General features: G+C 63.3%; 25 protein-coding genes. 12 read left to right on the forward strand and 13 right to left on the reverse strand.

Annotated features, from left to right (window positions below; translation table 11 throughout):
• Positions 1–88 precede the first annotated feature (88 nt).
• The 8 genes from tatB to ACOGXH_RS08755 all read left to right on the forward strand — a co-directional run bounded on the left by tatB (position 89) and on the right by ACOGXH_RS08755 (position 6,443).
• Complete coding sequence (tatB, locus tag ACOGXH_RS08720; protein ID WP_419928719.1) at positions 89–379, forward strand: Sec-independent protein translocase protein TatB; 291 nt, start codon at positions 89–91, stop codon at positions 377–379.
• Between the two features lie 50 nt (positions 380–429).
• Complete coding sequence (tatC, locus tag ACOGXH_RS08725) at positions 430–1,239, forward strand: twin-arginine translocase subunit TatC (protein ID WP_419928720.1); 810 nt, start codon at positions 430–432, stop codon at positions 1,237–1,239.
• 5 nt (positions 1,240–1,244) lie between these two features.
• Positions 1,245–1,856: a diacylglycerol/lipid kinase family protein gene (locus ACOGXH_RS08730; protein WP_419928721.1), complete on the forward strand. Its 612-nt coding sequence runs from the start codon at positions 1,245–1,247 to the stop codon at positions 1,854–1,856.
• 55 nt (positions 1,857–1,911) lie between these two features.
• Complete coding sequence (locus ACOGXH_RS08735; protein WP_419928722.1) at positions 1,912–3,090, forward strand: M20 family metallopeptidase; 1,179 nt, start codon at positions 1,912–1,914, stop codon at positions 3,088–3,090.
• A complete protein-coding gene (locus ACOGXH_RS08740) occupies positions 3,087–4,703 on the forward strand; it encodes an FAD-dependent thymidylate synthase (protein ID WP_419928723.1) in 1,617 nt (538 codons plus the stop codon). Before ACOGXH_RS08735 ends, ACOGXH_RS08740 begins: the two co-directional genes overlap by 4 nt.
• A gap of 116 nt (positions 4,704–4,819) precedes the next feature.
• Entirely contained in the window at positions 4,820–5,311 is a 492-nt protein-coding gene (locus ACOGXH_RS08745) for a hypothetical protein (RefSeq protein WP_419928724.1), read from the forward strand.
• Between the two features lie 233 nt (positions 5,312–5,544).
• Positions 5,545–6,045, forward strand: a complete 501-nt coding sequence (locus ACOGXH_RS08750) for an N-acetyltransferase family protein (RefSeq protein WP_419928725.1) — start codon at positions 5,545–5,547, stop codon at positions 6,043–6,045.
• Entirely contained in the window at positions 6,042–6,443 is a 402-nt protein-coding gene (locus ACOGXH_RS08755; RefSeq protein WP_419928726.1) for an NUDIX hydrolase, read from the forward strand. Before ACOGXH_RS08750 ends, ACOGXH_RS08755 begins: the two co-directional genes overlap by 4 nt.
• Here ACOGXH_RS08755 and ACOGXH_RS08760 read toward each other — a convergent pair.
• The 11 genes from ACOGXH_RS08760 to ACOGXH_RS08810 all read right to left on the reverse strand — a co-directional run bounded on the left by ACOGXH_RS08760 (position 6,440) and on the right by ACOGXH_RS08810 (position 15,392).
• The gene (locus tag ACOGXH_RS08760; RefSeq protein ID WP_419928727.1) at positions 6,440–7,966 is read right to left on the reverse strand and encodes a hypothetical protein; all 1,527 of its coding nucleotides are present in this window, start codon (positions 7,964–7,966) and stop codon (positions 6,440–6,442) included. The genes ACOGXH_RS08755 and ACOGXH_RS08760 overlap by 4 nt on opposite strands.
• Positions 7,967–8,045: 79 nt before the next feature.
• Complete coding sequence (locus tag ACOGXH_RS08765) at positions 8,046–8,417, reverse strand: hypothetical protein (protein ID WP_419928728.1); 372 nt, start codon at positions 8,415–8,417, stop codon at positions 8,046–8,048.
• A gap of 4 nt (positions 8,418–8,421) precedes the next feature.
• Entirely contained in the window at positions 8,422–8,841 is a 420-nt protein-coding gene (locus tag ACOGXH_RS08770; protein WP_419928729.1) for a hypothetical protein, read from the reverse strand.
• A 10-nt stretch (positions 8,842–8,851) separates the two neighbouring features.
• Positions 8,852–9,253: a hypothetical protein gene (locus ACOGXH_RS08775; RefSeq protein WP_419928730.1), complete on the reverse strand. Its 402-nt coding sequence runs from the start codon at positions 9,251–9,253 to the stop codon at positions 8,852–8,854.
• A 6-nt stretch (positions 9,254–9,259) separates the two neighbouring features.
• Entirely contained in the window at positions 9,260–9,469 is a 210-nt protein-coding gene (locus tag ACOGXH_RS08780; RefSeq protein ID WP_419928731.1) for a hypothetical protein, read from the reverse strand.
• 36 nt (positions 9,470–9,505) lie between these two features.
• Positions 9,506–10,033, reverse strand: a complete 528-nt coding sequence (locus tag ACOGXH_RS08785) for a type II secretion system F family protein (protein ID WP_419928732.1) — start codon at positions 10,031–10,033, stop codon at positions 9,506–9,508.
• Positions 10,034–10,215: 182 nt separating this feature from the next.
• The gene (locus ACOGXH_RS08790) at positions 10,216–11,031 is read right to left on the reverse strand and encodes a hypothetical protein (protein WP_419928733.1); all 816 of its coding nucleotides are present in this window, start codon (positions 11,029–11,031) and stop codon (positions 10,216–10,218) included.
• Positions 11,028–12,572 (reverse strand): ATPase, T2SS/T4P/T4SS family, encoded by a 1,545-nt coding sequence (locus tag ACOGXH_RS08795; protein ID WP_419928734.1) that lies wholly within the window; start codon positions 12,570–12,572, stop codon positions 11,028–11,030. The genes ACOGXH_RS08790 and ACOGXH_RS08795 overlap by 4 nt, the downstream gene beginning before the upstream one ends.
• Entirely contained in the window at positions 12,572–13,186 is a 615-nt protein-coding gene (locus ACOGXH_RS08800) for an SAF domain-containing protein (protein WP_419928735.1), read from the reverse strand. The genes ACOGXH_RS08795 and ACOGXH_RS08800 overlap by 1 nt, the downstream gene beginning before the upstream one ends.
• Before the next feature lie 41 nt (positions 13,187–13,227).
• Positions 13,228–13,956 (reverse strand): hypothetical protein, encoded by a 729-nt coding sequence (locus ACOGXH_RS08805; protein WP_419928736.1) that lies wholly within the window; start codon positions 13,954–13,956, stop codon positions 13,228–13,230.
• Positions 13,957–14,606: 650 nt separating this feature from the next.
• Positions 14,607–15,392, reverse strand: a complete 786-nt coding sequence (locus ACOGXH_RS08810) for a hypothetical protein (RefSeq protein ID WP_419928737.1) — start codon at positions 15,390–15,392, stop codon at positions 14,607–14,609.
• A gap of 664 nt (positions 15,393–16,056) precedes the next feature.
• Between ACOGXH_RS08810 and ACOGXH_RS08815 the strand changes: the two genes are divergently transcribed.
• The 3 genes from ACOGXH_RS08815 (at position 16,057) to ACOGXH_RS08825 (ending at position 20,810) form a co-directional block, all read left to right on the forward strand.
• On the forward strand, positions 16,057–16,965 hold the full coding sequence (locus tag ACOGXH_RS08815) for an MBL fold metallo-hydrolase (protein WP_419928738.1): 909 nt from the start codon (positions 16,057–16,059) through the stop codon (positions 16,963–16,965).
• Between the two features lie 207 nt (positions 16,966–17,172).
• A complete protein-coding gene (locus ACOGXH_RS08820) occupies positions 17,173–18,288 on the forward strand; it encodes an oxygenase MpaB family protein (protein WP_419928739.1) in 1,116 nt (371 codons plus the stop codon).
• 38 nt (positions 18,289–18,326) lie between these two features.
• Positions 18,327–20,810, forward strand: coding sequence for an efflux RND transporter permease subunit (locus ACOGXH_RS08825; protein WP_419928740.1), 2,484 nt, complete (start codon positions 18,327–18,329; stop codon positions 20,808–20,810).
• Between the two features lie 20 nt (positions 20,811–20,830).
• Here the strand turns inward: ACOGXH_RS08825 and ACOGXH_RS08830 are convergent, their stop codons facing one another.
• Positions 20,831–21,544 carry an SDR family NAD(P)-dependent oxidoreductase gene (locus ACOGXH_RS08830; protein WP_419928741.1) on the reverse strand — a complete coding sequence of 238 codons (714 nt, stop codon included), beginning with the start codon at positions 21,542–21,544 and terminating at the stop codon, positions 20,831–20,833.
• A gap of 47 nt (positions 21,545–21,591) precedes the next feature.
• On the opposite strand from ACOGXH_RS08830, the gene ACOGXH_RS08835 reads away from it, so the two are divergent.
• On the forward strand, positions 21,592–22,818 hold the full coding sequence (locus ACOGXH_RS08835) for a CynX/NimT family MFS transporter (protein WP_419928742.1): 1,227 nt from the start codon (positions 21,592–21,594) through the stop codon (positions 22,816–22,818).
• 3 nt (positions 22,819–22,821) lie between these two features.
• On the opposite strand, the gene ACOGXH_RS08840 is transcribed toward ACOGXH_RS08835, so the two are convergent.
• Positions 22,822–25,107: an isocitrate lyase/phosphoenolpyruvate mutase family protein gene (locus tag ACOGXH_RS08840; RefSeq protein WP_419930348.1), complete on the reverse strand. Its 2,286-nt coding sequence runs from the start codon at positions 25,105–25,107 to the stop codon at positions 22,822–22,824.
• Positions 25,108–25,165: the final 58 nt, after the last annotated feature.

The raw sequence follows: 25,165 nt of genomic DNA on the forward strand, positions 1-25,165 counted from the left end.
AGAGATCCGGGGAGGCACGCCTTCATCATTGGTTGCTGCCTCCGGCTCGGACAACCTCAGAAAGCAAGTGGAGCGGTAGCCTCTGGGCGTGGGCAACCTCGGATGGGCTGAAATCGCGGTGATAGTCGTGGTGGCCCTTGTTGTTTTGGGACCTGACAAGTTGCCCGGAGCGGCCCGCCAGATAGGCAACGTCATCCGACAAGTGCGCAAGATATCCACGGGGTTCCAGCAGGAGTTGCAGAATGCCCTGGATGAGCCGATTGAGGAGGAGGCCCGCCGACGAGGCCAGATTGCCGTCGAAGAGGGCAAGAAGACCGGCGGCGAGGAAAGCGAGCCGGGACAAACACTGGCCTCTGAACAACCACGAAGCAGTCCGTGAGCGACGCGGAGAAGGGCCGCGCCCGTTCAAGCGACGGGACTATGCCCTTGATGGAGCATCTTGTGGAGTTGCGCTTGAGGCTCATCAAGTGCATCTTGGCGGTAGTGGCTGGGGCTGTGGCCTGCTGGGTGCTCTATCCCCAGATCCTGGACTTGATGGTCCAGCCCTATTGCGACATCGTTCCCGAACAGGCCGTGGCCGAGGAGGCCGCCCGACAGAATCTCTTCGGAGGATGCGAGCTATTGGTGCTTGATCCGCTGGAGCCATTCTCCGTACGGCTAACCGTCGCGGGCTATGGCGGGTTGACTCTGGCAATTCCAGTGATTCTCTGGCAAGTGTGGAGGTTTGTGCAGCCCGGCCTCTATCCCCGTGAACGCCGCCACGCGGCCGCTTTTACCGTGGTTGGGGCCCTTTTGTTCGCTCTTGGCGCCGGCTTGGCCTACTGGAGCATTCCCCGAGCGCTCAAGTTTCTGGCCACCATTGGAGGCGAGGACTTGGTTACCGGATTTTCGCCGGCCAAGTACCTGTCGTTCGTGATCAAGATGATGGCCGCGTTCGGTATCGGCTTCGAGTTCCCCATACTGCTGGTGTTCTTGCAGTTCGCGGGAATCATCCACTACCGGCAGCTCGTACGGTGGCGGCGTTTCGCCATTGTCGGAATTGTGGCCCTCGTGGCGGTGATAACCCCCAGCGGAGACCCGTTCACGCTGATGGTGCTGTCGGTGCCCATGTACCTGTTCTACGAGGCGGCAATCGTCATCGGCTGGCTGCGCGACCGTCGCGCTCGACGCGAGACATCCGACGAGGCTGACGACAGTGCCCTTGAGGCATCACCGGCTGGTTCTCTCGGTGAAGACTGAGCGGCATGCCAATCCGTCGAGGGGAGGACTGGGGCGACACCGGCGGCTTGGGACCCAGCGGCGTGCTAGTTGACAGCGATGCCGAGGCTCGAAGGCTGGTAGAGGAGGCCCGCCGGACCAACCGTCCGCTACCCGAACTTGGACTGCTGGGCGGCGATTTGTGCCGCACCCTTGGAGGCAGGGGCGATGCCGACGCAATTCGCTCACCGGAGGCGTGGCGGTTCGAGGTGGATCTGGGAGCGGTATTGCTAGACGGTCGCCTGTTCTGGTTCTGCGCCCATCTTGTTGCCCGCAGGAAGGGTTGGGGTGGCGAAGCCCTTGTGGCTATGAATGCAGCTTGGCGAGGGACCTGGAATCTAGGTCCCAAAGCCCACCCGGGCGATGGGCTGCTGGACATCTCCCACGGGCACTTGTCCACAGGAGACCGACTGCGAGCATTGCGACGGGTCGGCACCGGTGAACACTTGCCCCATCCCCAGATTCGCGGCCATCGTACCGGCGCGTTCCAGGTCGAGTTCCAGCGGCCGCTGATGGTGGAGTTGGACGGGGAGCCGGTCCTGCGGGCCTCCAAATTATCGATGCGGGTGGAGCCGTCCGCTCTCACCGTGGTGGTCTGAACACCGCACGGGCAGATACGCAATGGGGACCTAGAAGGCCACTAGCATTCGCTCCGTGACACCCGATGTGGCCAAGCAGCAGATGGCCTCGGAGGTGGATGCTCGAGCAGCCCGTCTGCTTAGCGTCTCCCACCAGATCCACGAGAACCCTGAACTCTGCTTTGAGGAACATGCCGCCCACGACATCCTCTGCACCGTCTTGGAAGACGAAGGCCTTGAAGTCGAGCGGTCGGCCTACGACCTGGACACAGCCTTTGTAGCCAGAGCTGGCCGCGGCGGACCTCATATTGCGGTGATCTGCGAATACGACGCTCTGCCCGAGATCGGACACGCCTGCGGCCACAACGTGATAGCCGCCGCCGGCCTAGGAGCCGGTCTGGCGGCAGCCACCCTGGCCGACCAGCTAGGAGGACGCGTCAGCATTGTCGGCACCCCCGCAGAAGAGGGCGGCGGAGGCAAGTGCTACTTGTTGGAGCGGGGGGCATTTGAAGGGGTCAGCGCGGCCATGATGGTGCATCCTGCCAATCACGAACTCACCACGATGACCGCCATCGCAGTGGAGCAACTGGAGGTGACCTACACCGGACAATCAGCTCACGCGTCAGCCGCGCCCCACAAGGGCCACAATGCGCTGGACGGCGCGGTGCTGGGATATATGAACGTGGCCGCGCTCCGTCAGCACATCCGACCGGACGAGCGTATCCACGGCATCTTCACTCGGGCCGGGGACAAGCCGAACATTGTGCCTCACGATGCCGCCGCGGAGTGGTACGTCCGATCCCCGAAGCTCGACAGCCTCGCTGAGCTGCGAGAAAGAGTGGTGGCTTGTCTGGAGGCCGGCGCGACCGCGGCCGGAGTTGGCATAGAATGCCAGTGCAGGGCGCCAATCTATGCCGACATGATCGACAACCAGGTGGTGTTGGACCTCTACGCCCAGAATGCGATGTCCACCGGGCGAGTTGTGAGCGAGCCCCAATCATCTCATGCAGTAGTCGGCAGCACCGATATGGGCAATGTCAGTTACGCCGTGCCGTCGATCCATCCCATGATCAAGGTGGCCCCTGATCATGTGCCCATTCATTCGCCGGAATTCGCCCACTATGCGAAATCGCAGAGTGGCGACCAGGCGGTGCTCGACGGGGCGAAGATCATGGCTATGACGGTCGCCGATCTTTGGCTTGATCCCGAGGCCCTGGACCGGGCGGCCGACGAACTGGGCCAAAGCCGGCAATGACCCAATACGTCGCCGAGCAATTCACTGTCGACGAGGAGGACATTCTCCGCCGGTACTTCACCAACCTCGACCAGCCGGTGTTCGCCTTGGTGAACCTGCCGGAGGTGGTCAAAGGAGCGCTGTTCGCCCGTTACAGCCGCTCGGCGAAGTCGCTGCGGCGGCTGTTCTTGGACGAGTTCGTCGGTGAGCTGGACATCAGCGGGGATGTGACCATTGACGCCACTGTGGGCCTTCGGCGAGCCGAAGAACTGTACGACAGGGTCTTCTTTGAGTATGGGGACGACTCGGTGGCCCAGTTGGGGGGCGTCCACCTGGCCTGCGAGCAAGCCTCAAACATCCTGACGAAGGTGCTGGAGTGGGGTCGGCTGATGTCGTACTTGGAGCAATCCACCCGGTACATCGACTACCTGGCCCGTATCGGCGGCCGCTATCGGTATTACCGCGATCCCGAGGTCGGAGAGTCACCTTTGTCGGGCCGCTACGTAGGAGACATGGATCGGATGTTCGAGGCCTACGGCCAACTCCTGCCCGCCCTCTCCGAATTCTTCCGCCAACACACCCCAAGGGATTCAGAATCCTCTGATTTCGCTTTTCGCCAAGCGGTTCGGGCTAAAGCACTGGATTCGGTCAGAGGCGTGCTGCCGGCGGCAACCGTCTCCAACGTGGGCATTTATGGCACGGGCCAGTCCTATGAGCTGCTGCTGCTGCGGATGCGGGCTCACGAGCTTCCCGAAGTCCAGGCTTATGCCGACATGATGCTGAACGAGCTGCGCAAGGTCATTCCCTCCTTCCTGAAGCGGGTGGATCTGGAGGATCGGGGGGTGGCATGGACCCGCTATATGGGCGACGTCCAAGAGTCGATGGAGAGTGTGGTTGACTACCTGCTCCCGGCCGACCTGCCGGTTGACAACGCTCCGACCGTGCGGCTGGTGGATTACGACCCTGATGCTGAAAAGAAGATGGTGGCATCCATGCTCTATCCCTATACCCATCTGCCTGAAGAACAGCTGGAGCGGGAGGTTGAGGCGATGGGGGTCGAAGATCGCCTCTCGGTGGTGCGCGCCTATGTGGGTGATCGGAGCAACCGTCGCCATAAGCCGGGCCGGGCCTTGGAGCGAACTTTCTACCGGTTTGACGTTCTGGCGGACTATGGCGCCTTCCGGGACTTGCAACGCCATCGCATGCTGACATTGGAGTGGCAGAAACTCACCCCACTACACGGCTTTACCCGTCCCGAGTCGGTGGGAGCCGCGGGTTGTACTCCGGTGTTCGATGAGGTCATGGATCGGTCGGCTGCTTTGTATGACCTGCTGAACCGGGATTTTCCCGAACAGGCTTCCTATGCGGTGAGCTTTGCCTACAAGGTTCGATTCGCCATGAGCATCAACGCTCGGGCGGCGATGCACTTGATCGAGTTGCGCACCACTCCTCAAGGCCACTCGGTCTACCGAGGAATCGGTCAGGAGATGTGGCGATTGATCCGCGATGAGGCCGGCCATGTCGCAGTGGCAGAAATGATGAGATTTGTGGACCTCAGCGAGGAGCCACCGCTCGGGCGACTTGATGCTGAGCGCCGTGCTGAGGAGCGGCGCCAAGTACGAGAACGGGCGTGAGCCCGAGAGCTGAATTCGGGCGAGAAGAAAATTCTGCGGGTAAGTCCGCACATGGCCGGTGTGAGGGTGTCTATGATCCGCGCTGATCGGTTTGCCTGAGGAGGTAGCAGGGGAGCATGACAGACCCTGACGAACACGAAGAGATCCCGGACGAAGAGTTTGAGGAAGGCGACATCGACGAGCTCGGCGACGAGATCGGCGACGACCTCGATGAGGAATTCAATGATGTCCTGGAGGACGGGGACCTCGATGAGGATCTCGACGAGGAAATCGAGGAAGAGGAAGAAGACGGCAACAACGGGCCGGTTCGAAACGCTGCCATGTCGGAGGACGAGGACAGCGACGGGGAGGACATAGACCCTGACAATGTGGAGGCCGACCTCGACACCATTCTGAAGGATCGGCTGGCGGCTGGAGACGACGAGGACGAGGATGAGGAAACACCAGATCCATCACCGGAGGTCTCAGGCCAAGTGGCACCCAAACGTGATAACGAGTGGACCTGCGAGGGGTGCTTTCTGATCGTCAGTTCGAGCCAATTCGGACCCCGCGACAACCCCCGGTGCCCGTCGGGGGAGGAGCCCTGCCCATCGCTGGTCCGGTTGTGAGCACGACCGATAGCACCGAATCTTCCAGGGAGGCTCTGGACCAACTGCTTGATGCCGTTTTCTATGCCCCTGTAGGGCTGTTCCTCTCAGCGGGCACGTCGCCCTCGGAGTTGGCGGCGCGAGGTCGGCGGCAAGTGGAGGCGGCGCGTCTGCTTGGTCGCATGGCGTTGGGTCATGCCTCATCGCCCTCCGAGTCGGACGACAGCTCAACTGATCCGAAGCCGGGCTGAGCGGTGAGCGAGCGGCCAAAGCAGGGGTCGTCCCGGCTCGCCCAACAGGGGGACATAGGCCCTATGGCCGAGTTGGCCCGGGAAGCCCGGCGCGAGGCCCTGTCCTATCGGGGAGGGGATCGCTGGATGGCCACCGAAGCGGCTCCTGAGCCGTTGGAGGACCATTTGGAACGGTTGTTGTCCGACCCCAGCGCTGTTGTGGTTGCCGGCGTCTGGGAGGACGCTGTAGTGGGTTATGGATGGGCCCGTCGGATTGCCCGACAAGACGGGTCGGCTATTGCCCGCATTGAGGAACTGTTCGTCACCTCCGAAGCCCGATCGGTGGGTGTGGGGGAGTCGCTCTTCAATGCTCTGGCGCAATGGGCCCGAGAGCAGGGGTTGTCCGCAATGGATGCCTTTGTGCTGCCAGGCCACCGCGAGGCCAAGAACTTTTTCGAGACGTTCAAGATGACTGCCCACGCGCTGATCGTCCACACCCGCCTTGAGCCAGACCAAGAAGCATGAGCGGGCCGGAGCTTTGCGTAGGCGCTGTAGCGGTGCGCGACGGCTCCATTTTGCTTATTCGTCGAGGCACCCCGCCGGGCGAGGGGCTGTGGTCAGTACCCGGTGGTCGTGTGCAGCGAAGAGAGACCTTGGTCGAAGCCGTCCGTAGGGAATTGAGAGAGGAAACAGGCCTGGACTGTGAGGTGGGTGACGCCGTGGGCTGGACCGAGCTGATCGGCCGTCGTCGGCACTATGTGGTGGTGGACTTCTGGGTGACGGTGGACTCCAACGCGAAGCCCGTGGCCGGAACGGATGCCTCGGACGCCGCTTGGGTGGCGTTCCAAGACCTAGGGCGGTGGGATTTGGTGGACGGCCTGCTCCAGTTTCTGACTGACCACCAGGTGATATCTGGCCCCTAAGCAGAGGCCCGGGCTGAGGCGCCCCGGCGGCCGCGCCTGGGAGGCGGAGTCGGCTCTATGCCGAACAAGGCAGCAATGTGGGGAACCCGCTCGGAGAGCTTGGTTACCTCGTCAAGCAACTCCTTGTCGGGCTTCTCCGGGATGCCCTGGGGCTGCACAGTCCGGCGTACCGGTGAGAAGGCCACCGCATTGAGCACGGTGGTCCAGCGCTTGGTGGGTGTGTCGCCAGCCAAAGCGGCGCTGGCTGCCTCCGTTAGGCGGGTGACCATGTCCTGGGGGAGGGGTACCCCGGCCTTGGGGGGACGGGAGCTGAGCCGCAGGGCTCGGACCATGCGGCCGTCGGCCAGCGTGGCGGCCACCTCAGCCAGCCATTCGGCGTGCTCCCGGTCGACCCGCTCGGTGAGCTTGGTGCGCAGTTCTTCCGCCATCGCTTTAGCTTCGTCGTCGGCCGCTCCGGCCTCGGCGGCTACCACCACCGACCGGAGATCACGCAGGTCGATGTCGTCGATACCGGCCAGAGCGGCGTCGGCGCGGTCACGCCACTCCGCGGCCCGCATGCGGGACAACAGCTTGCCGGCCACGCTCAAGAAATCGTCGGCGGCCTCTGGTTTCGGAGATTCGACCGGTGATTTCGCATCCGCAGAGTCCTTTGGGGTTTGGGCGGCTGCTTCGGCGTTTGCGGTTTCTCTAGGGGTGTCGGCGGTTGGTTCGGTGGCTGCGGTTGCCCTTGGGGCTTCGGTTGCTGCTTCGGCGTCTGCGGTTTCCTCCGGGGTTTGGGCGGCTGCTTCGGTCGCTGCTTCAGCGTCCGCGGTTTCCCCTGGGGCTTCGGCGGCTGCTTCGGTCGCTGCTTCAGCGTCCGCGGTTTCCCCTGGGGCTTCGGCGGCTGCTTCGGCTGCCTGCTGTTTGGTTAGTTCTGCGGCTTCCTTAGCGGCATTTGCGGCCGCCTCCTTCTTGGCCTTGGCAGCATCGCGGGCCTTCTTGCGCTGGTCGCGCAGGGCCTGCTCTATCGAAGTGATGCCCTCACGCACCATTTGCTCCGCCACCGGCTGCTCCTCATCGGACAACCCTTCTATAAGCGCCTGGCGGTGAACTCGGCCCGGGCGGAGTCGTTTGGCCTTGGGGCGATCATCCTGGCGGCGTGATTCTTGGCGGTCTCGCTCTTTTCGGTCGCCCCGGCCGCGTCGGTCCTGGCGGCCCCGGCGATCACCACCCGGTCGATCGCGGTCCCGGCCTTTGCGGCTGGACACCAGCTGGGTGGTAACTAGGGGCTGATCCCGACCAGAGCCCAGAATCTCGAGTGTCTCGGGCATGGGCCGCTTTTTCTTGGACTCGAATGCCTCGATGATCTCGATGCCGTCCATGTGGAACTCGGCTTCTACGGTCAACTCGTCACCCACATGGGCAGCAAAGGCGATCAGATCACCGGCCAGCTCCCCTTTAGGCTCGCGGGCCCCCGCGGCCCGCCAAGTCCAGGACCCATCGGGTCGCTGGCTGGTCAGCTCAATCTCAATCCTTCGAGACACCGGCGGTCACGCTACCGCATGAGCGCCGGCATTCAGAACTGCTGGCGGTAGACGATTGAGTCGGGCTATGGGCATGGGATCAGCAGGGAGCTAGCGCAATGGCAGCCGCCGCCCCTAGCCCATGGAGTTCGACCGCGCTGGTCGCAGTAGACGGCGATAGTCCGGTGAACACTGTGGGACTCCAGGGGACTCGGGCCTTCACTCGGAGGATGGTTCCGCCGGGGGAATGGCTTATGCAACCCGACAGGACGGTGCCGTCGAGGCGAGTGGTGTTCACGGTGGCGGAGTTGCACCCGGTGCTACCACAGCCGTCGACGAAGGCCGCCAATGCCCGTTCGGCTCGGGCGGCGGCCATGTTGCGGTTGGCGATCAGCTCCGCATGGTCGGACAGCGAACCGGTGATCACCGCCACCGCCATGCCCAGGGACAAGAGCACTATTGAGGTGTGCATAGCTTTATCTGACCGGCTCGACGCTGGTAGCGATGACCGTGTTGGTCTTGAACAGTCCACCCAGCTCGATTGGGCAGTTGACGACGGAGGCCACTGACGGGAGTGTGCCGGCACTGCCGGAGGGTCGGGGTTGTGAGATCAGACTGATGTTGAAAGCAGTATCGGTTTGGTTGCACACCCCGGCAGTAGCCGCCACTCCGGACTGCTCCACGGTGGCGACCACCTCGTTCCAGCGAGACCGGGCCGAGGGCTCGGCGCCCGCTGCGGGGGAGCGAGCCAAGGTGTCAGCGGCGTGGACGGCGGCCGCCTCGGCGAAGGTCGAGGTTCGATAGCGGGCGGTGCCCAGCGTTCCCGCGGCATCGAGCAACACAATTCCCAGCACCAGGGAGGGGAGGATCAATAGGAAGGCAATGGCGTCGCTCATGGGATTGGCCTCAACACGACCCAGGGACGCTCAGGGTCGCAGCCTGTGTCGCCGACCGGCAGGCGGTGGCGGTGGTGTGCAGCGATGACACTCGGGTGTCCAGCGGCGCGGCGGTGACCGCGGCGATCAGGTTGCAGCCGTCTGCCAGTACCTCCACGCCCACCGGCTGCACGGCAAGATGGTCCATTTGCCCCCAGGCCGCTCGGGCCGCGGCGGTGACCGCCTCGGGCGGGGGAGTGGGTTGGCACTGCCATCCGACGGCGGTAGCGGCCAAGGAGGCCGCGCTGGCCGCCGACTGGGCAGCGGCATCGGCCGACAGCCGAGTGACGTGGCGCACGTGCAGCCCGGTGAACGTAACCAGCAGCAGCATCAGCAGCAGTGAGGTGCGCAGGACGACCAGTGATGAATCCATGGCCCGCTATGCGCATGTACCCGGGGTTCCAGCAGTCCACGTCCCTCCGACCGCCTTGCAGAGCGATTCAGTCGTGATCCGCGTCTTGTCGATGTTGTCGTCCATATCTGTATCTGGCGCGTTCGAGCTGAGCTGGGCGTAGACAATGATCGACACGATGGCGGCGGCGGCGATGCCGACCACGATCAAGATCATTTGGACGATGGCTGATTGCATGACGGGGTTCTCCTGAGGTTGGGCGATCGGCGGGCTTTAGAGCACGAAGATCACGGCGGCCATGACCACAAGACCAGCGATGGCGGCCACCAGGGTGACCGTGGTTCCGATGGCCCGGCTGAGCTGGTCGATCGCCAGGCGCCGCTCGGACTCGAGGGTCCGTACGGATCGGGACAAGGACTTGTCCAGCAAGTCCGAAGAGGCTGCGCCGGCCCGCTCGGCGGCCACCACCGAGGCCAGCAGGGACTCTGCGGGGGAGCCGGTGATGGCTGAGGAGACCGCGGGCAGCGGGTCACGCCCGGCGTCCAGGGCTGCCCCTATGGCCCCTTGGGCCACAGTGAATGCCCGGCCGGAGACTGTCAGAGCAGCGTTTACCGCGGCTGCGTTGATGGGTTGGCCCGCTGATGTCAAGAGCCGCAGCTTCCGCATCCACTCGAGCATCTTCTGGTCCCGCTCGCTGCGGTAGGCCGCGGCGGCAAAAGCTCGGACACCAGCCGGCACCAATCGAGGCAGCCACGTTCCGACGAATACAGCCAAAGCCAGCCCCTCGGCCCATCCGGACATGGCCTGTCCTAACAGTGCTCCTGCCGCCGCCCCGGCAACCGCCAGAGTCCAACCAGCAGTTGAGATCCGATTGGGAGGCCATCCCATTGCCGCGGCCTGAACTGCGGCCCGGCTACCTGTGCTTGGGGGGGAAAGAAGCAAGGCGGCGACAGCGACCACCCCCGAGGATCCGGCCAACAGAATCATCGGCTCAACCTCCAAGCCGGGGCCAGTACTCGGGCGCAAAGGGCCGTGGTCAGAATGGCCAGGAGCAAAAGGAACTGCTGCCCTATAGGAGAGGTAAGCCAACGGCCTACGTCTCTGGCGGCGAAGCCAGTTATGACCAACATGGCGACGGCCATAACCACTGTCACAGCAATCTGGGGCATGAGTGCGGCCACCTGCCGGTGGAAGTGCCGCGCGGTGTCGGCCGCCTCGTTGGCCTCTTCAGCCAAAACCCCGGCCAAGCCCACCCACTGCGACCCACCCCGGAAAGCCTCGGTAAGCACCGTGGCCAGCATCTCGGCAATTGGACGGCGAATGGCGGTGGCAAAGCGGTTGGCGGCCTCCACCAGGCCTCCGGTCTCGCATTCTGCGGCCATTCGCTGGGCAGCCGACCCGACTCGGCCAGGGATCAGCGGAGCGGTCTGGCGAACGGCCTCCACCACCGTGGGGGCCACCAATGCCTGGTTGGCCAAGCCGTTGGTCAGCTGGGCCAGCTCATCGGACTCTCTCAGACTCCGGTGCGAGCGGATCTGCACTGCGACTGCCCAGACCCCGACCGCGGTCAGAAACATGGCGGCCAAACCGCTAGTCGCTCCAACCAACACCAGTCCGAGGACAAGGCCGAGACCAACGGCCGCTGCCGCCGCCACCGGCCCGACTCGAAGGGAGCGACGAGGGAACAACATCACGCTTCCCAACAACAGAGTGGTGGGGCTTCTCACAGAACTCGGCCACCAGACGATGGCCAGCAGCGCGATTCCAGCAATCAGGACAACAGCGGCAGACCCGGTCATTGGACGTTGATCCCCACGGATTGGTACAGCCGCTCGATGTGTCCGTGGGGGCGTCCCTCCGGGGCGGCCCACCGCTGGCCGGGGCGAAGGGACCACAAGCACCGGGTTTCAATGGTGTCGTGGCGCTCGTCGTAGCTGACGATCTGGGAAACGTCGGAGATCACCCGCTCTCCAAGCTCGTTGCGGCCCATCCACACCAGCAGGTGAACGGCGATGGCTATCTGTTGGCGGGCGAATCGAGGGTCCGCCCCTTCGCTGCATGCGTAGGACAGCAGCTTGGCCAGCACTCCCGCACCGGGTTGGCTGTGCAAGGTGACCAGACAGCCGCTGAGCCCGCTGCTCATGGCGTCCAGCAAAGCCAGCGTGCCCTCGCCTCGGGTCTCGCCGATCACCAGCTTGGACGAGTTGGCCCGCTTGGCGTCGCGGATGTGGTCGCTCATGGCCAGCTTTCCGACTCCATCGTTGTTGGCATCCCGGGTCAGGCGCTCATAGCTGTTGGGATGAATTCCGTATTGGGCCAATCGGAGCTCGGGAGTGTCTTCGATGGTGTCGATCCTCTCGGAGCCGTCGACGGTAGCCAGCAGCGCCTGGCAAAGAGTGGTCTTGCCGCCGCCCATGGCGGCCGCGATCACGATGTTGGCCCTGGCCGTCCCGGATACTGCCCCAACCAGGATCCTCTGGAGCGGCGCTGCCGCAACATTGAGGTCTTCCAGAGCGGCCTTCCCGGCCATATTCGACCGCAGCACCATTGTGGGGGGATGGCACATGAATGCCTCGGCATGGAGCCTCCAACGGTCACCCAGGCGTATGTCCAATCGGTTGTCGAGCACGTCGAAACGCTGGGGCTGGCTGCCAGAGAAGCTGGCCAAGTGGCGGGTGGTCTCGATCAGCTCCTCGTTGGACGCAAAGGGCGAATTCCGCCGCTCCCGCTGTCCCTCGGCTCGGTGCACGATCATGCACTCGCCACCCCTGATCTGAAACTCCTCAACGCCGGTCTCCTCGAGGAGATCGGCCAGACGGGTCTGAGCGGCCTGAGAAGCGGCCCACAAGTGAGTCTCGCGATCGAGTGGGTCGAGTCGGCGAGGCGCCACTGCGCTCCACGCCAAGCGGCGTCCTAGGCGATTCAGTCGGCGTTGGTCGCGCCGCGTGGGATTGGGGGGTATCCAGAGGCTGACAACCCTTTGGCGGCGGATTCTCTCCCGGTCAGGCTGATCGTCAGACACCACAACCGAGACGATGGGGGTAGTACGGCGCGATCCCGAGTCCAACCGCAGCAACGAGCGCACGTCGGAGCTGTCCGCGGTGGTGATCCACAGAACTGCGGCCGCTGATGCCACTGCTGACTCGAGGCGGATCTCCGGTTCGTCATCCCGCATGAGCAAAACCGTGGGGTGGCCGGCGGCCGATGCCTGGTCGACTTCGGCCGGCGAAGTGGCCAAAGCTGCGCCGGGGGCAGTGCTGGCCATGCCCTCCAGAACCGCGTCCAGCACCCGCTCCGATGCCTCGGAGTCAAGCCATCGATCTCCTACGGCCAAGAGCATCAGCGCACCGCCTCGGGCTCTGAAGTGGGGGCGGAAGAGCCATTGGCGGCCGATGGCTGGCACAGGGGCCAGCGGCCGGGAGGAGATTCCCAAATCCACCACTGACCATCAGAAAGCACCGCGGATAGTTCGGGATCCGCTTCCACGGTCACACTGGATTCCGCCGCGCCGCCGTCGCCAACCGAGACCAAAGTCACCAAGGCCGCGGCACACCCACCCGGCGACGCAGAAAACACGGCTCGGCTTCCGGGTACCGGGCCGGGATGGGGCCACATCTCGTCGCTTACCATGAACCGCATCAGAGTTGTTCTCCTCGTGTCGTCACCGCTCTGGCGAGGACGCAACATCTGGGGCGACACCAGAGTTCCCTCGGGCACATCCACGGCGGCAATGACACCAGCCAGCTCTGATGGATGAACGAAGAAGGCAGCCCTATCGGCAGGCATGTCGATGATCAGGAGGTCACCGGGCGGGTGGCCCGCGGTCCATCGCTGGCTGGCGACCACCACCGGGATCTCTGGAATGGCTTCGCCATCGCGGGACAGGGCCGCAATCGTCGCAATGGTGGCGGCCAAGACGATTCCCGCGGTCAGCAGTCGCCATCGAAGGCTCACCGGCCAAGAGGTAGGCGACCACTGCTCGCGGCTGGGTCCGCTTACCACAGGGTCACCTGTTGGCCTACGTAGCCGGTTGGCTCGCGGAACCAGGACAAATCTGAGGCCAAAACTTCGGTGTGATTGTCGCCCTGTTCGGAGGTATATCTAACCTGGAGCTTCCACTCCCAAAAGCCGCGGCGGGGGATAGACCAACGGCACTTCTTATAGCGATTTTCCCAGTCGGATGAGAGGGAAAGCACGCCGCTGGTCGGCACCGTCCAAGGGGGCAATTCAGCGGGGGAGCACCAGACGATTGAGGGGTCGTTCCGGGGAAATGCCGCCTGGTACCACTGGCGGCGCTGAAGGCTCAGACGGTCCCACAATTCCGCAGCTTGGAGGGCTTCGTCGGCGGCGGCCACGGCACCCGTAGATCTAAGCCTGGTCAGATCAGCGGCCACGTGGGGGATCAGCTCCCGCAAGGACACCCCGACGGCATTCGCGGTCCACAGGCAGCCATTAGTCGGGGCATCCCATACGTCGAGCGATGTTCCCGATTGCAATGCCGTCCAATGGCGGCCCGTGTTGTTGGGGCTGGATGCGGCCGTCAAGAACAGATGGCCGCCGGGAACCTCTGGGTGGTGGCCGGCGAATCCCGGGTCATACGGAACGATTGACTCCCATCGCAGCTTGCCGCGCAAAGATGCTTGCTGGGCATTGCTCCACACCGTTGTGCAGTCTTTGGGCGGTGGAGTCTCCGACGGGCAACTGCCTGGAACTTCATCAGTCATACAGGGGGGCAGGCAGCCCCCGTTGGCACAAGGGTTGAAATCGCCCCAATCGATGTCAGATGGGTCGAATAATGGCGGTTCAGGGCCCGGGTCTGGCTCGGATGGCGAGGGGGCCGGTTCTGGGCCCGGGTCTGGCTCGGATGGCGAGGGGGCCGGTTCTGGGCCCGGGTCTGGCTCGGATGGCGAGGGGGCCGGCGGTGGGGCCGGAGTTTCATGTTCGTGTTCGACGGGTTCCCGCCTTTGTCCCGACCATCGGTAGTTGGTATTGCGGTGTCCGTTCCAGGTGGTCCATGTGCCGGGGCCGGTGGGTCGGGGAGTGCTGCTGTGGGGGCCGTGTCCACAGTTGGAGGAGTTCCGGCACGAGCTAGAGGCAGCTCGGGAAGTCACTCGGATCCCGCACTGGTCGATGATCTCTATGGTGCAATTGGGGGGTACCTGAGCGGTGTAATGAGTCCACGAATTGACGTGGGTCCAGGTCACCGTGCAATTGAGCACCCCGGATGGGCACCAACCGGTCCCGCTGGTCGCGGTGAGAGCAGTTTGCTCATGGGCGTGTACCGGCGGAGTGGTGGAGAACACCAGCGCCAGGCCAGCGGCAAGCACAGCCACGGGCAACAGTGCCCGCAACATCGCTGTGTTCGGAGGCGCGGTCATGGGATGGCCTTGAAGGCCCGGTAGTGGCAGCCGATGGCCAGATCGCTGGGAGGGCGGCTCTCTCGGTCTGTCTGCCGAGCCCATACATAGCCCAAGTAAGCGTGGTAGCAATCGTGGGGGCTGTCAGGAAGGCCGATCTCGGCGCCCTCTTCAGCGTGGGCTTCGATGATGGCCAGGAGAGGCTCCCAACAGGAGGGGAGGGATTCCCCGGGCTGAGCGGGACCTGACGGATATCTCGTATTGGGATGGGCAGCCGCAATGTCCGCACAGCGCTGTGCCAACCAATCGGGGGGCCGGGGCGCGGTCGGGTCATAGCCGATGGACGGGCACACTGCCAGCGGCCTCGGACGGTTGTCGCCGTGGAGGGAACGAGCCGTGACCGCGCCAGAGAGACAAACGACGCCCGCCTCCGTCCACCAATAGCGGGCAAATAATTCAGCAAGGTGGGTCAAGCCTCCCAGGCAGGCGTGGACGGCTTGGGCGGAGACCGCTCCGTACACCGCGTCAGGAGCGTTCAATGCATCATCGGCGTAACGGCGGGCACACTGCTGAACCCATGCCCGTGTGCCGGCAGTGTCTTCAATCGTCCCGTCCCAGTGGCCAGCCACATCCCGGACCTCATCCAAGGAAGGGTGGTCGATGGGGATTTCCAGCAACACGATGCGCCGGTGGTCGTCCCAGGCGTACACATCGTCGCCGAACTCATGAAAAGGACTGCTTTGCGAGGCGCGGTGCAACCCCCTGAAGTGCTGAGTCACCGGCGGGGAATGAACGACGCCCACGGGTACCGGACCGGAGATCGCGTCGGCTGTCGGATCTGGTGATGAACTTCGGGCGACAGACGCCTGCGGGGTGGGGCTAGAAGAAATGTCCGAATCGGGAGGGTCACCCAAAGGACGAACTGCACCGGCAGGCCGATCCGGTCGTGCAGTCGCCTCGGAGACAGATGGGGTACCACCTGCCGAAAGAGAGGATGACGAATAGGCATCGCGCACCTCAGGAGTTGGACCGGTAGCGGTCTCCTCGAAACCTGCTGGGGAAGGTCCGGGTGCGCCAGCATCGCCCGATCCACATCCCGCGGCCACCAGTGCAAATAGGAGAACGAGGCTCCTGGATTGCCATACCGTACCCATTCGGCCCTCCGTTCGACGCTTCTCGATGGGGGCCTGCGAGGCCGATAGCACTGGTCCAAACCAGCGGGGGTTACCCTAACGTGCGGAGTTTCAGATGTCTATAGGCAATTTCATTTATTTCTATCCCAAGATTCAATGTCAAACGTTGAGAATATATGTTATGTAAAGTTATGTGGTTCCCCGGGGCATCTGGGGGTGACCCCTTTATGTAGAGTCGTGTGGTTCCCCTGGGCACCTGGGGCGACCCCTTTATTTCAAGCTGCGGGAAGAACTGATCCAATGCGATAGGTTTGTTTCGTCAATCAAGACTCTGATGGCCCGAAGAGATCAAGTTCACGCCGACAATGCGGACGGCCCGTGGTTTGTGGATACCCGCTGCATTGGGTGTGACGTAGCTCGACATTGGGCTCCGGGGCTCATTGGTATGGACGACAAGGGCCGGTCCTTTCTTTCCCGACAGCCGCATACCGAGGCAGACACGGCGGCGCTGTGGCGGGCGGCGGTGGCGTGTCCGACACAGTCGATCGGCAACCGCGAGGTGGTGCGGCCGCCAGCCGGTGTCTTTCCCTATGAGCTCACGGTTGGGGTTCATGCCTTGGGATACAACGCTCCCAGTTCGTTTGGCGGACACTCCTATCTTGTGCTCAGGCCAGCGGGCAATCTCATGGTTGACTCGCCGCGCTACGCCCGCGGTCTCACGGAGGCGGTGGATCGCCTCGGTGGGGTCAAGCATGTGCTGCTCTCGCACCGCGATGAAGTGGCCGATGCTGCCAGGTGGGCGAGCCGCTACCACGCCCGCGTGTGGATCCACCAAGACGATGCCGATGCCGCCCCCTTTGCCACCGACATCACGAGATCAGAGGAAGTGGTTGACACTGGCGTTGTCACCATCCCGATACCCGGCCACACCAAGGGACACGTTGCCTACCACGTGGACAACCGTTGGCTTTTCACCGGAGATTCCCTGTTCTGGAACCATCGTCGCCAAGAACTTGACATAACTCCAAAGCAAACCTGGTACTCCTGGGGAGCCCTTGCCGACAGCATGGATTCAATCGCCGAGCTCAATGTCGAATGGGTGTTCCCCGCCCACGGAAAATGGCACCAGATCGGCGTCGATCACTTTTCCCATCAAATGGCCAGACTCGGCCCAGCCATGCGCGAAATCGGACAGCGCCAGTGGAGTCAGCGAGCTCACACGCCGTTCATCTGGGACGAGTAGACCAGAGCTTCCGCCCCCGGCTCCCCCACCAATTGGTTTCCAAAGGTTCTCCTCTGGAGAGCCCCTTTCGGTTCAACCGGGACTATTATCTGGCACGAACATTATCGACCGTCTTAGATTTGGCAGAACCCTCATCGAAAACTGATGAATACCCCCACTGATTACGATATTCCCGGGTACGCGCAGGCTTGCGCGCTCGATTCGGAGATGGCGGAGAACTACGTGGCCCACACGATGATCGGTGATCCGTTGGCCGATGCCGCCGTTGAGGCTCTCTCCACGCTGAAGCGCTCGGAATCAAACCGGCTCATCTCGGCCTACATGAGCCCTCCTGACGGGAATGAGCTTCCTGATGCCCCATCTGAGGTCCGCGCCCTCTTTGACGATGTCATGTCCCCACCAGACTGGCTCGACCTTCCCGCTTTGAATGCTGGCATTCACATGTTCCATCGGAACCGGAAGATGGTGGTGGCCGGGATGCTGGCCGGAGTTCTTGTAGAGGGATTCTCCACCAACATCAGCGAATCTTTTTTTATTACGGGTCGTTTGCGCTATCAGGGTGTGCGACGGCTCCAGCAGAACAACCGTCATATGGTGGAGATTTTCTTTCCGGGCGGGATGGATCCCTACGGCGATGGGTGGAGGCTCTCCTTCCGGATCCGCCTTGTCCATGCCCAGGTCCGGTACTTGCTAAACAATTCTGAGGACTGGGACGTGGGTGCTTTGGGTGTCCCGTTGAGCGCCGCACATTGTGGCTACGCGATCACCGCGTTCTCCGCCCGGCTGCTCAAGCACATGAGGAGTCTGGGGGCAGCGTTCAGCGAAGAGGAGGCGGCCAGCTTCATGGCCACGTGGCGCTATTCGGGACTGCTCATGGGGATTCCCGAGTCGATCCTCTTCGAGGGCGAAGACGATGCTTTGAAGCTGTATGACATCGGCACCATGTGCGAGCCAGAGCCCAGCGCCTCTTCTGTCGTACTGGCTAATTCGCTGGTCAATTCGGCACCCCTAGTGGTTGGCATCGACGACCCAGTCGAAGGCAAGAAGTTGTCGCAATACGTCTACAAGGTTTCGCGAGCGCTCATCGGCGACTTGCTGGCCAACCAGCTGAACTATCCCAAGCAGTCCACGTTCGGCGTGCTGCCCTGGTTCCGCGTCCAGGCCAGGTACGACCGATTCACGTCGCGGGTCCTTCCCAAGATGGCCCGCAAGAGCAACGCTTCCAATTTCACAACCCTTATGTCGGGGTCTTGGTATCACGACGAGGGAATCACCTACGACCTGCCTGACCACGTCTACGCCGAGGAGTCCAGCAAGTGGTGAGCCTCTCTTACCGGCAGGCAACTCTCTGAGGCCAAGGCATGTTCCGCTGGCAGGCCCGAACAATCCAGAGATCGCCACAACTCGTTCTTCTGGTTTTGGGGGCGGTGACGCTGGCCCTCTTGGCCGGCTTCCTGGTTCGGGACCGGCCTGAAGGGCCAATCGACTCCACCGGGATCTTCCTACCGGCGGACAGCGACCTGGCCGAAGCCACCGATGCGATCAGGGAGAGCTTCCCCGCCGCGGCCGACTTGCGCGTGGTCCAGATACTGGCCAAGGGCGACGTACTCAGCGCTGATTCCCTTCGGACCGTCGAGGGCCTGCAAACCGCCATAATCAGCGATCCAGAGATAGCACCATTCTTGGTTGACGAGCCCCTCTATGGATACGTCCAGCTCATAGAACTGGCGGCAGCCGACGTGGGGCTAAGCATGGACGCCCTTACCGATGCCCAAGTCTCCCTCGGCTTGGCCCAACTGGCCCAGGACCCCGAACGGGCCGAGTTGAACGATTTACTGGAACGCTTTGTGGCCCGCGACTCCGGCGGCGCTCCCATTGCCGGACTCTCGCTGGTCATTCTCGACGATGTCGGCGACGCTCTCGGCCAAGAGGCGGCTCAATTGCGGGCCCATGAGATTGCCGATTCATTCGATACTGCATCCCTTGACGTCACCATCATCACGCTGGCCAAGAGCGATGCCGAGGGCAAGGATGCCCGAGAAGAGAACCTGCTGATCCTCACCGTGATCGCTCTGGCAGTGATCGTGGTTTTACTGGCCCTGTTCTACCGGAACCAGTCTGACGTCCACATCACCATGCTGGGCCTCGGCATGACGATCCTCTGGACGTTCGGCGCCCTCTCCTGGCTCTCCCCCGGCGGTGTTGGCATCGTCGATCCCGACAACATCCTCCTGACACTCGTTCCCGTCCTGCTCATCAGCCTGTCGGTGGACTACGCGCTTCAGATCGTCGGGCGCTACCGCGAGGCGCTGCGTGAAGGCGACGAGGGGGACGACAATGCAGAGAAGGGCGAAGAGACCAACGAGGGCGGCGACGCCTCCGGGCGGGCCATTGCCCACTCTGTGCGACTGTGCGGCGTGCCGGTCTTGCTGGCCGCGGGCACAACCGCAGTCAGTCTGCTGGCCAACTTGAGCAGCCGCTTCGAGCCCATAGCTGACTTCGGCATCATCGCCAGCATCGGGGTCATCTCGGGCTGGATCGTGATGACCAGTTTCGTGCCCTCCGCTCGACTGGCGCTGGACCGGCGACTGGCCGCCAAAGGAAAGAAGCCGACAACCCGCCCCGTGGCCGACACCATTCCCGGTGCGGCCGCCGTTCTGCCCCGCGTTGCTACTGCCGTAGTGCGCCGCCCGATTCCGGTCTTGGGCGCAGCCGTTGTCCTAACTGTGCTGGCTGTCGTGGCGGCCAGCAACCTCAGCACTACTTTCGCCGTCAAGGACTTCTTGCCCAAGGACTCTGACACGTTCAAGAGCTTCGACTTCCTGGAGGAGAACTTCGACGGCAGCGCAACGCTCATGACGGTGCTCATCGAGACCGACCTCGACAGCAATCGAGCCGTAGGGGACCTGACCGGCCTTCACTCCACCCTGGTTGACTCCGAACTCCGACCAAACGGCATCGTGGGGCCTCCGTTGGCCTCAGCCGGGACGTTGCTTGACGACTGGACGGGCCGGAGCGGACAACCCGACGACAGCTACGACGCCGACGTCGCGGCCGCCTTCGACAACCTGGCCGCTGGCAGTGTGGCCACCGACGAAGAGGTCCGTCGGGCCTGGGAACAGTTGAGAAGGGCAGACCCAGAGGGATTTGCGGAGGTGATCGACCTCCGTGCCGACGGCCTCGACCGCACCATCATTCAGATACCCGTCGCGGTGGAGGACAACGAGGCGCTCCAAGAGTTGATCGACGAGCTCGAGTCGCTTTGGGGAGGCGCCGTCGGAGAGATCACCGTCACTGGAGGCGACGCCCTAATCGCCCTGATCACCGAGGAACTGGCCGCCAGCCAAGCGCTAAGTGTGGGTCTTGTGATCGCCGCCGCGCTGGCAATCCTCGTGGCGTACTTCGCAATCAGCCGATCCCGCCCAGCGCTCGGGTTGATCACCATCATTCCCATAGCGATAACCCTTGCCTGGCTGCTGGGGGCCATGTGGGTGTTCGGGATCTCCTACAACATGGGCACCGCGCTCATGGTGGTGCTCACGATCGGGATCGGCGTTGACTACACGATCCACCTGACGCATCGCTTCTTGGAGGAGCACGAGGAGGCAGAGCAGGTCGTTGACGGCATACGGCATGCAATGACCACCACTGGCGGGGCTCTCCTGGCCAGCGCGCTCACCACCGCCCTCGGGTTGTTGGCGCTACTCTTCTCACCACTCGTGCCGATGCAAGAACTGGGGATACTGGCCGCGGTGGCCATCCTGTTCGGTTTGATCGCCACGTTCACTGTGCTCCCGTCGCTACTGGTGCTCTGGGCCCGCTACCACCGCTGGCGAGCCCACTAGGCCAGTCTGGCTAGCAGCGGCTACAGCGCGGCCCGCCCGGCGCTGAGGCCGCCGTCTACGTAGATGACCTGTCCCGTCACGTAGCGGGCGTCGTGCGAGGCCAAAAAACCCACCACATCGGCGATGTCGTCGGGCTGGCCGTTTCGGCCTAGGGGCACGGCCTTAGCCCGGCGCCGGCCTAGCTCGCCCTCGTAGTTGACCTGGGTGCCCTCGGTTTGGATCATCCCCGGGCCGACGGCATTGGCCCTGATGCCCCGACGGGCCAACTCAAGGGCGGACTGCTTGGTGAAGCTCTCCACCGCGGCTTTGGACGCCGGGTAGATGCCCACCCCCGGCGAATTGGAATAAGCGGCATTGGACGACAGGTTCACGATGGCCGCCCCCGGCCCCATGAGCGGAGCCAACGCCTGGGTGCAATAGAACACGCCCATCACGTTCACTTCCAGCACCCGGCGCACATCCTCTGGGGTCATGTCGTCCATACCGGCGAAAATCCAGATGCCGGCGTTGTTCACGAGCACGTCCACTCGATCCAGCGAAGCGGCCAGAGCGGCCACCGATTCCGGGTTGGAGACATCGCACTGTCGCCACTGACCACCGAGCATGTCCCCGGTGGCCGCCGCGGACTCGGGGTTCAGGTCAACGGCCACAATGTGATGACCGTCAGCGGCCAGCCGCTTCGAGATCGCCCGCCCGAGACCCTGTCCCGCACCGGTTACTACTGCTGTACCCATAGGGCCAGCATGATAAGTGAAAGGGAGTCGGTTGCTACGGTCCCGGCGTGCACCATCAACGCCATCAGTTTCGCTGGGTGCTACTCGGCGCGCTGTGGATGGTGTACTTCTCCTTCGGGCTGGCGGTGTTCTCCATGGCGCCACTGGTGGAGACCATCCGGGAAGACCTCGACATGAGCAAAGGTGCCATGGGCACGGTGCTCGGTGCTTGGCCGTTGGTGTATTTGGTGGCCGCGCTCCCATCCGGCGCGCTGGTCGACCGGCTAGGACTGCGCCGTTCGCTGGGCATCGCCACCGTCCTCATCTCGGTCTCTGCACTTTTGCGCCCAGTGGCCGGAAGTTTCATCGCCATGTTCGGGGCGGTAGCGGTATTTGGCTTGGGCGGGCCCTTGGTGTCGGTGGGCGCCCCCAAGTTGGTGAGCGTCTGGTTCGACGACGATGAGAGGGCAATGGCCATGGGAATCACCATGACCGCTCCGGCCATCGGCGGCGTACTTCCATTGGCCACTGCCAATAGCGTGCTGATGCCGGCATTCGACCAGAGCTGGCGGGCGACGCTATTTGTGTACGCCCTAATCAGTGTGGCAATTATCGCAATTTGGCTGGTTGCCGCAGCGGCAGCCGAGCGAGTCGCGCCCGGTGTTGACCGCGATAGCGACTCTGCCCCGGGCTTCTCTGGCGCCTGGGAACTCCTTGGCCACCGCGCCGTGCAGGCCATGCTGGCGATGGCAGTGGGGATGTTCTTCTTCAACCACGCCCTCAACGGGTGGCTGCCCACCATCATTGAAGACCGGGGATTTTCCAGTTCGGCGGCGGGCTATCTGGCCGGTTCGGTCACCGCCATGAGCATCCTAGGTGCCTTGGTTGGGCCCAGATTCATTCCTGAGAAGCACCGCATCGCAACCATGGCGGTGGTATTTGCCTTGTTCGGGTTGACAACGATTCTGCTCAACGTGGAAGGCAGGCCGTCTGCTTTCGTCGGGCTTGCCATCATGGGATCGATCAGAGGTTTGGCTGTCCCTCTATCGCTAGTGGTCATGATGCAGTTGCCGGGCGTCACCCACCGCAATATGGGCGCCGCTGGCGGATTGTTCTTCACGGCGGGGGAAGCTGGAGGGGTGGTAGGCCCGATTCTCTTCGGCGTGCTCTCCGATGTGGGCGGATCGACTGCGGGGCTGACGCTCCTAACCGGTGTGGCAGCGACCACCGCACTGCTCGCCCTCCTGCTCCGAACGGAAATGCCCCGCGCCCCCCAGCAATCGGGTAAGAAATGAGGGCTACGTCTCCCGTCCGGTGATGAGCTGCTGGAGGGAGTCATCGTCGGTAACCAAGTTGACAACCACTTCTTCGTCGACATCGGCCACAGTGATCTGCCCCACCTCGTCAGATACCGAGGAGTAGAACCCCATTCCTCGCATACCCGCGGCCTGTCGGAAATTGTCTTCGGTCGGGGTCAGATACTGGACCGATACCGCGTTGTAGCGCCGGATCAGGTAGAGGTGCATCAAGGTCATAAGCCGCTTGCGGCGCAGTGCCGGACTGTGGGTGTTCTGGTCGCGTACCGAAAGTATGGCCCGACGCCGCCGGTCGTGGAGCACCCCGAACACCACGTTGGCCAGGTCGTTGTCACCGCTGCGAACCAGGAGTTCGAGGATCTCGGACCCTGCGGTGTAGGGGCGCAATTGCACTTTCAATTCGGCATCGACGTTGTTGTGCAACGCCCACCGCTCCAACCAGCATTCGAGCTCCCGTGTGGGCACCTCGGTCTGGACGAGGTGTTGAAACTGGGTCGAGCCCTTGCCCATGGCCCTGGTGGTGGCGGTGCGGCCGGAGCTGGCCATGAGAGCGGCATCCAGCCGGGGTCCCCCCACCAGGGTTTGAGGGGTCTTGTACGGGGAGTCGACGAGGCGGAATTTCCTTTGAAGCCGCGCCAGAGCCAGCATGCCGTCCTGTTGAAGGGAGGCAGCGAACTCCTCGCCGGCCATGCCGTCGATCTGGTGGCCCCCGTAGGTGATGAAGTTGAACACGAATCCCAGTCGACCCAGTTCGGCGGGAAACTCGCGCATCTCGTCTTCGGTCATGCCGGTGGTGTCCCAGTTGAAGGAGGGCGACAGGTTGTAGGCCAGCATCTTCTCGGGGTGCACGGCATGGACAGCCTCGGCGAATTCCCGGGCGTCGTCGAGGTCGGCAGTCTTGGTTTCCATCCACAGCAGGTCACAGTACGGGGCCACGGCCAATGACTTGGCCACTGCGTAAGGGATGCCCCCCTGCACCTGGTAGTAACCCTCGGTGGTTCGGGCCACCTCTGCGTTCCAAGCCACGTCAAGGCCCATCTCTGCGGCCCGGCCTCGGGCGGTTGTGGTGTCGACCGTGCGAGCGAAGCCGAGCCACTCCCCCACTTCCATTCCGAAGCTCTCTCCCTCCGATGCCCGCAGCGACAGCTGGTCGGCCACGGCCTGGGCATACGTGGCCAGCCCCGACGCCCGGTGCCACGCTTCAGCCAGCGCATCGGAGGCTCTGTCCACTGCGTCGTCGGCCCGGGGGTCGGGTGAGGAGTGGTAGGTGACCGCGGCCTTCTCGATGATCTGGTTGACCCCGGTTTGATCGAGCCAGGCGATGGCCCGCTTGTAGCGGTTCTCGGGCACGGCATACAGCAGATGACCGTTCACCCCTTCCACGCCAGCTTCGGCAAGCAGGCGCAAGACCGCCAGATAGGCATCCTTGTACGACGGGACTGATTGCTGGGTGGCCCCCATGATGAATGGCTGGTCGCGCTCGTCGGTGCCGCCGTCCAGCAGGTTTGCCGCCTCGGCGTCGGTTCGGGCCACGATGATGCCGGGAACGCCCATCACGTCCAACTGGAATCGGGCCGCATTGAGCCGCTTGATCTGTTCGTCGCACGGCACCAACACCTTGCCGCCCTGATGCCCGCACTTCTTAACGCCGGGCTTTTGGTCCTCGATGTGGTACCCCGGCACTCCGGCCTCAACGAATCGGCGGATCAGATTTCTGACGTGGGCGTCACCGCCGTGGCCGGTATCGGCATCGGCAATGATCGACGGAGTGAAGTCCACCTCCGGGGTGCGCATGCGCTCTTCAATGCTCATCCGCGACCGGGCAAACCGCTGATTGCGATCGGCTGTCAACAGCGCTCGGACCAAACCCGCCGCCTCGTCGGGAACCATGCCCAGCGGGTAGCTGGCCAAGTCGGGACCGGGATCCTCGTGCAGAGAACCCTTCGCGGAGGTGGCCCATCCGCCCAGGTAGATCCCCTCGATCCCGGCTCGCTTCATTGCCACAGCCTGGCCCGGCGAGTAGGGGCCGAAGGTTGAGATGCACCTATCTTGCTCAAACAGCTCCCGCAAGCGGGCATAAAACCGCTCGGACGCCAATCGAGCCACGGTGTGATCCTGATTGAGAGCCCCCCGTTGCTCCACTACTTGCCGGGCCGAGTACAGGCGGGTAATCCCTTCGAAGCGGGGCGAGGCCATCCACGACTGTGTGGATCGGACCTCGGCATCGAATGAACCGGCAACGTTGGCGGCCATGCTGATACCTCTCAGGTCTGGTGAGGGTGGTTGTCCGGCGACGATAGCAACCGCGCTAGGCCTAACTGCACCT

Origin of the sequence: Candidatus Poriferisocius sp. (assembly GCF_965208355.1) — a bacterium.
In the GTDB taxonomy this organism is placed as follows: Bacteria; Actinomycetota; Acidimicrobiia; order Acidimicrobiales; family Bin134; genus Poriferisocius.

Bases quoted from the DNA above. Each gene is read 5' to 3' on its own strand.
- tatC (WP_419928720.1), top strand. From the start codon at position 430: ATGGAGCATCTTGTGGAGTTGCGCTTGAGGCTCATCAAGTGCATCTTG.
- ACOGXH_RS08730 (WP_419928721.1), top strand. From the start codon at position 1,245: ATGCCAATCCGTCGAGGGGAGGACTGGGGCGACACCGGCGGCTTGGGA.
- ACOGXH_RS08740 (WP_419928723.1), top strand. From the start codon at position 3,087: ATGACCCAATACGTCGCCGAGCAATTCACTGTCGACGAGGAGGACATT.
- ACOGXH_RS08745 (WP_419928724.1), top strand. From the start codon at position 4,820: ATGACAGACCCTGACGAACACGAAGAGATCCCGGACGAAGAGTTTGAG.
- ACOGXH_RS08755 (WP_419928726.1), top strand. From the start codon at position 6,042: ATGAGCGGGCCGGAGCTTTGCGTAGGCGCTGTAGCGGTGCGCGACGGC.
- ACOGXH_RS08765 (WP_419928728.1), bottom strand. From the start codon at position 8,417: ATGCACACCTCAATAGTGCTCTTGTCCCTGGGCATGGCGGTGGCGGTG.
- ACOGXH_RS08770 (WP_419928729.1), bottom strand. From the start codon at position 8,841: ATGAGCGACGCCATTGCCTTCCTATTGATCCTCCCCTCCCTGGTGCTG.
- ACOGXH_RS08775 (WP_419928730.1), bottom strand. From the start codon at position 9,253: ATGGATTCATCACTGGTCGTCCTGCGCACCTCACTGCTGCTGATGCTG.
- ACOGXH_RS08780 (WP_419928731.1), bottom strand. From the start codon at position 9,469: ATGCAATCAGCCATCGTCCAAATGATCTTGATCGTGGTCGGCATCGCC.
- ACOGXH_RS08785 (WP_419928732.1), bottom strand. From the start codon at position 10,033: ATGTCCGGATGGGCCGAGGGGCTGGCTTTGGCTGTATTCGTCGGAACG.
- ACOGXH_RS08790 (WP_419928733.1), bottom strand. From the start codon at position 11,031: ATGACCGGGTCTGCCGCTGTTGTCCTGATTGCTGGAATCGCGCTGCTG.
- ACOGXH_RS08795 (WP_419928734.1), bottom strand. From the start codon at position 12,572: ATGCTCTTGGCCGTAGGAGATCGATGGCTTGACTCCGAGGCATCGGAG.
- ACOGXH_RS08805 (WP_419928736.1), bottom strand. From the start codon at position 13,956: ATGACTGATGAAGTTCCAGGCAGTTGCCCGTCGGAGACTCCACCGCCC.
- ACOGXH_RS08815 (WP_419928738.1), top strand. From the start codon at position 16,057: ATGGCCCGAAGAGATCAAGTTCACGCCGACAATGCGGACGGCCCGTGG.
- ACOGXH_RS08820 (WP_419928739.1), top strand. From the start codon at position 17,173: ATGGCGGAGAACTACGTGGCCCACACGATGATCGGTGATCCGTTGGCC.
- ACOGXH_RS08825 (WP_419928740.1), top strand. From the start codon at position 18,327: ATGTTCCGCTGGCAGGCCCGAACAATCCAGAGATCGCCACAACTCGTT.
- ACOGXH_RS08830 (WP_419928741.1), bottom strand. From the start codon at position 21,544: ATGGGTACAGCAGTAGTAACCGGTGCGGGACAGGGTCTCGGGCGGGCG.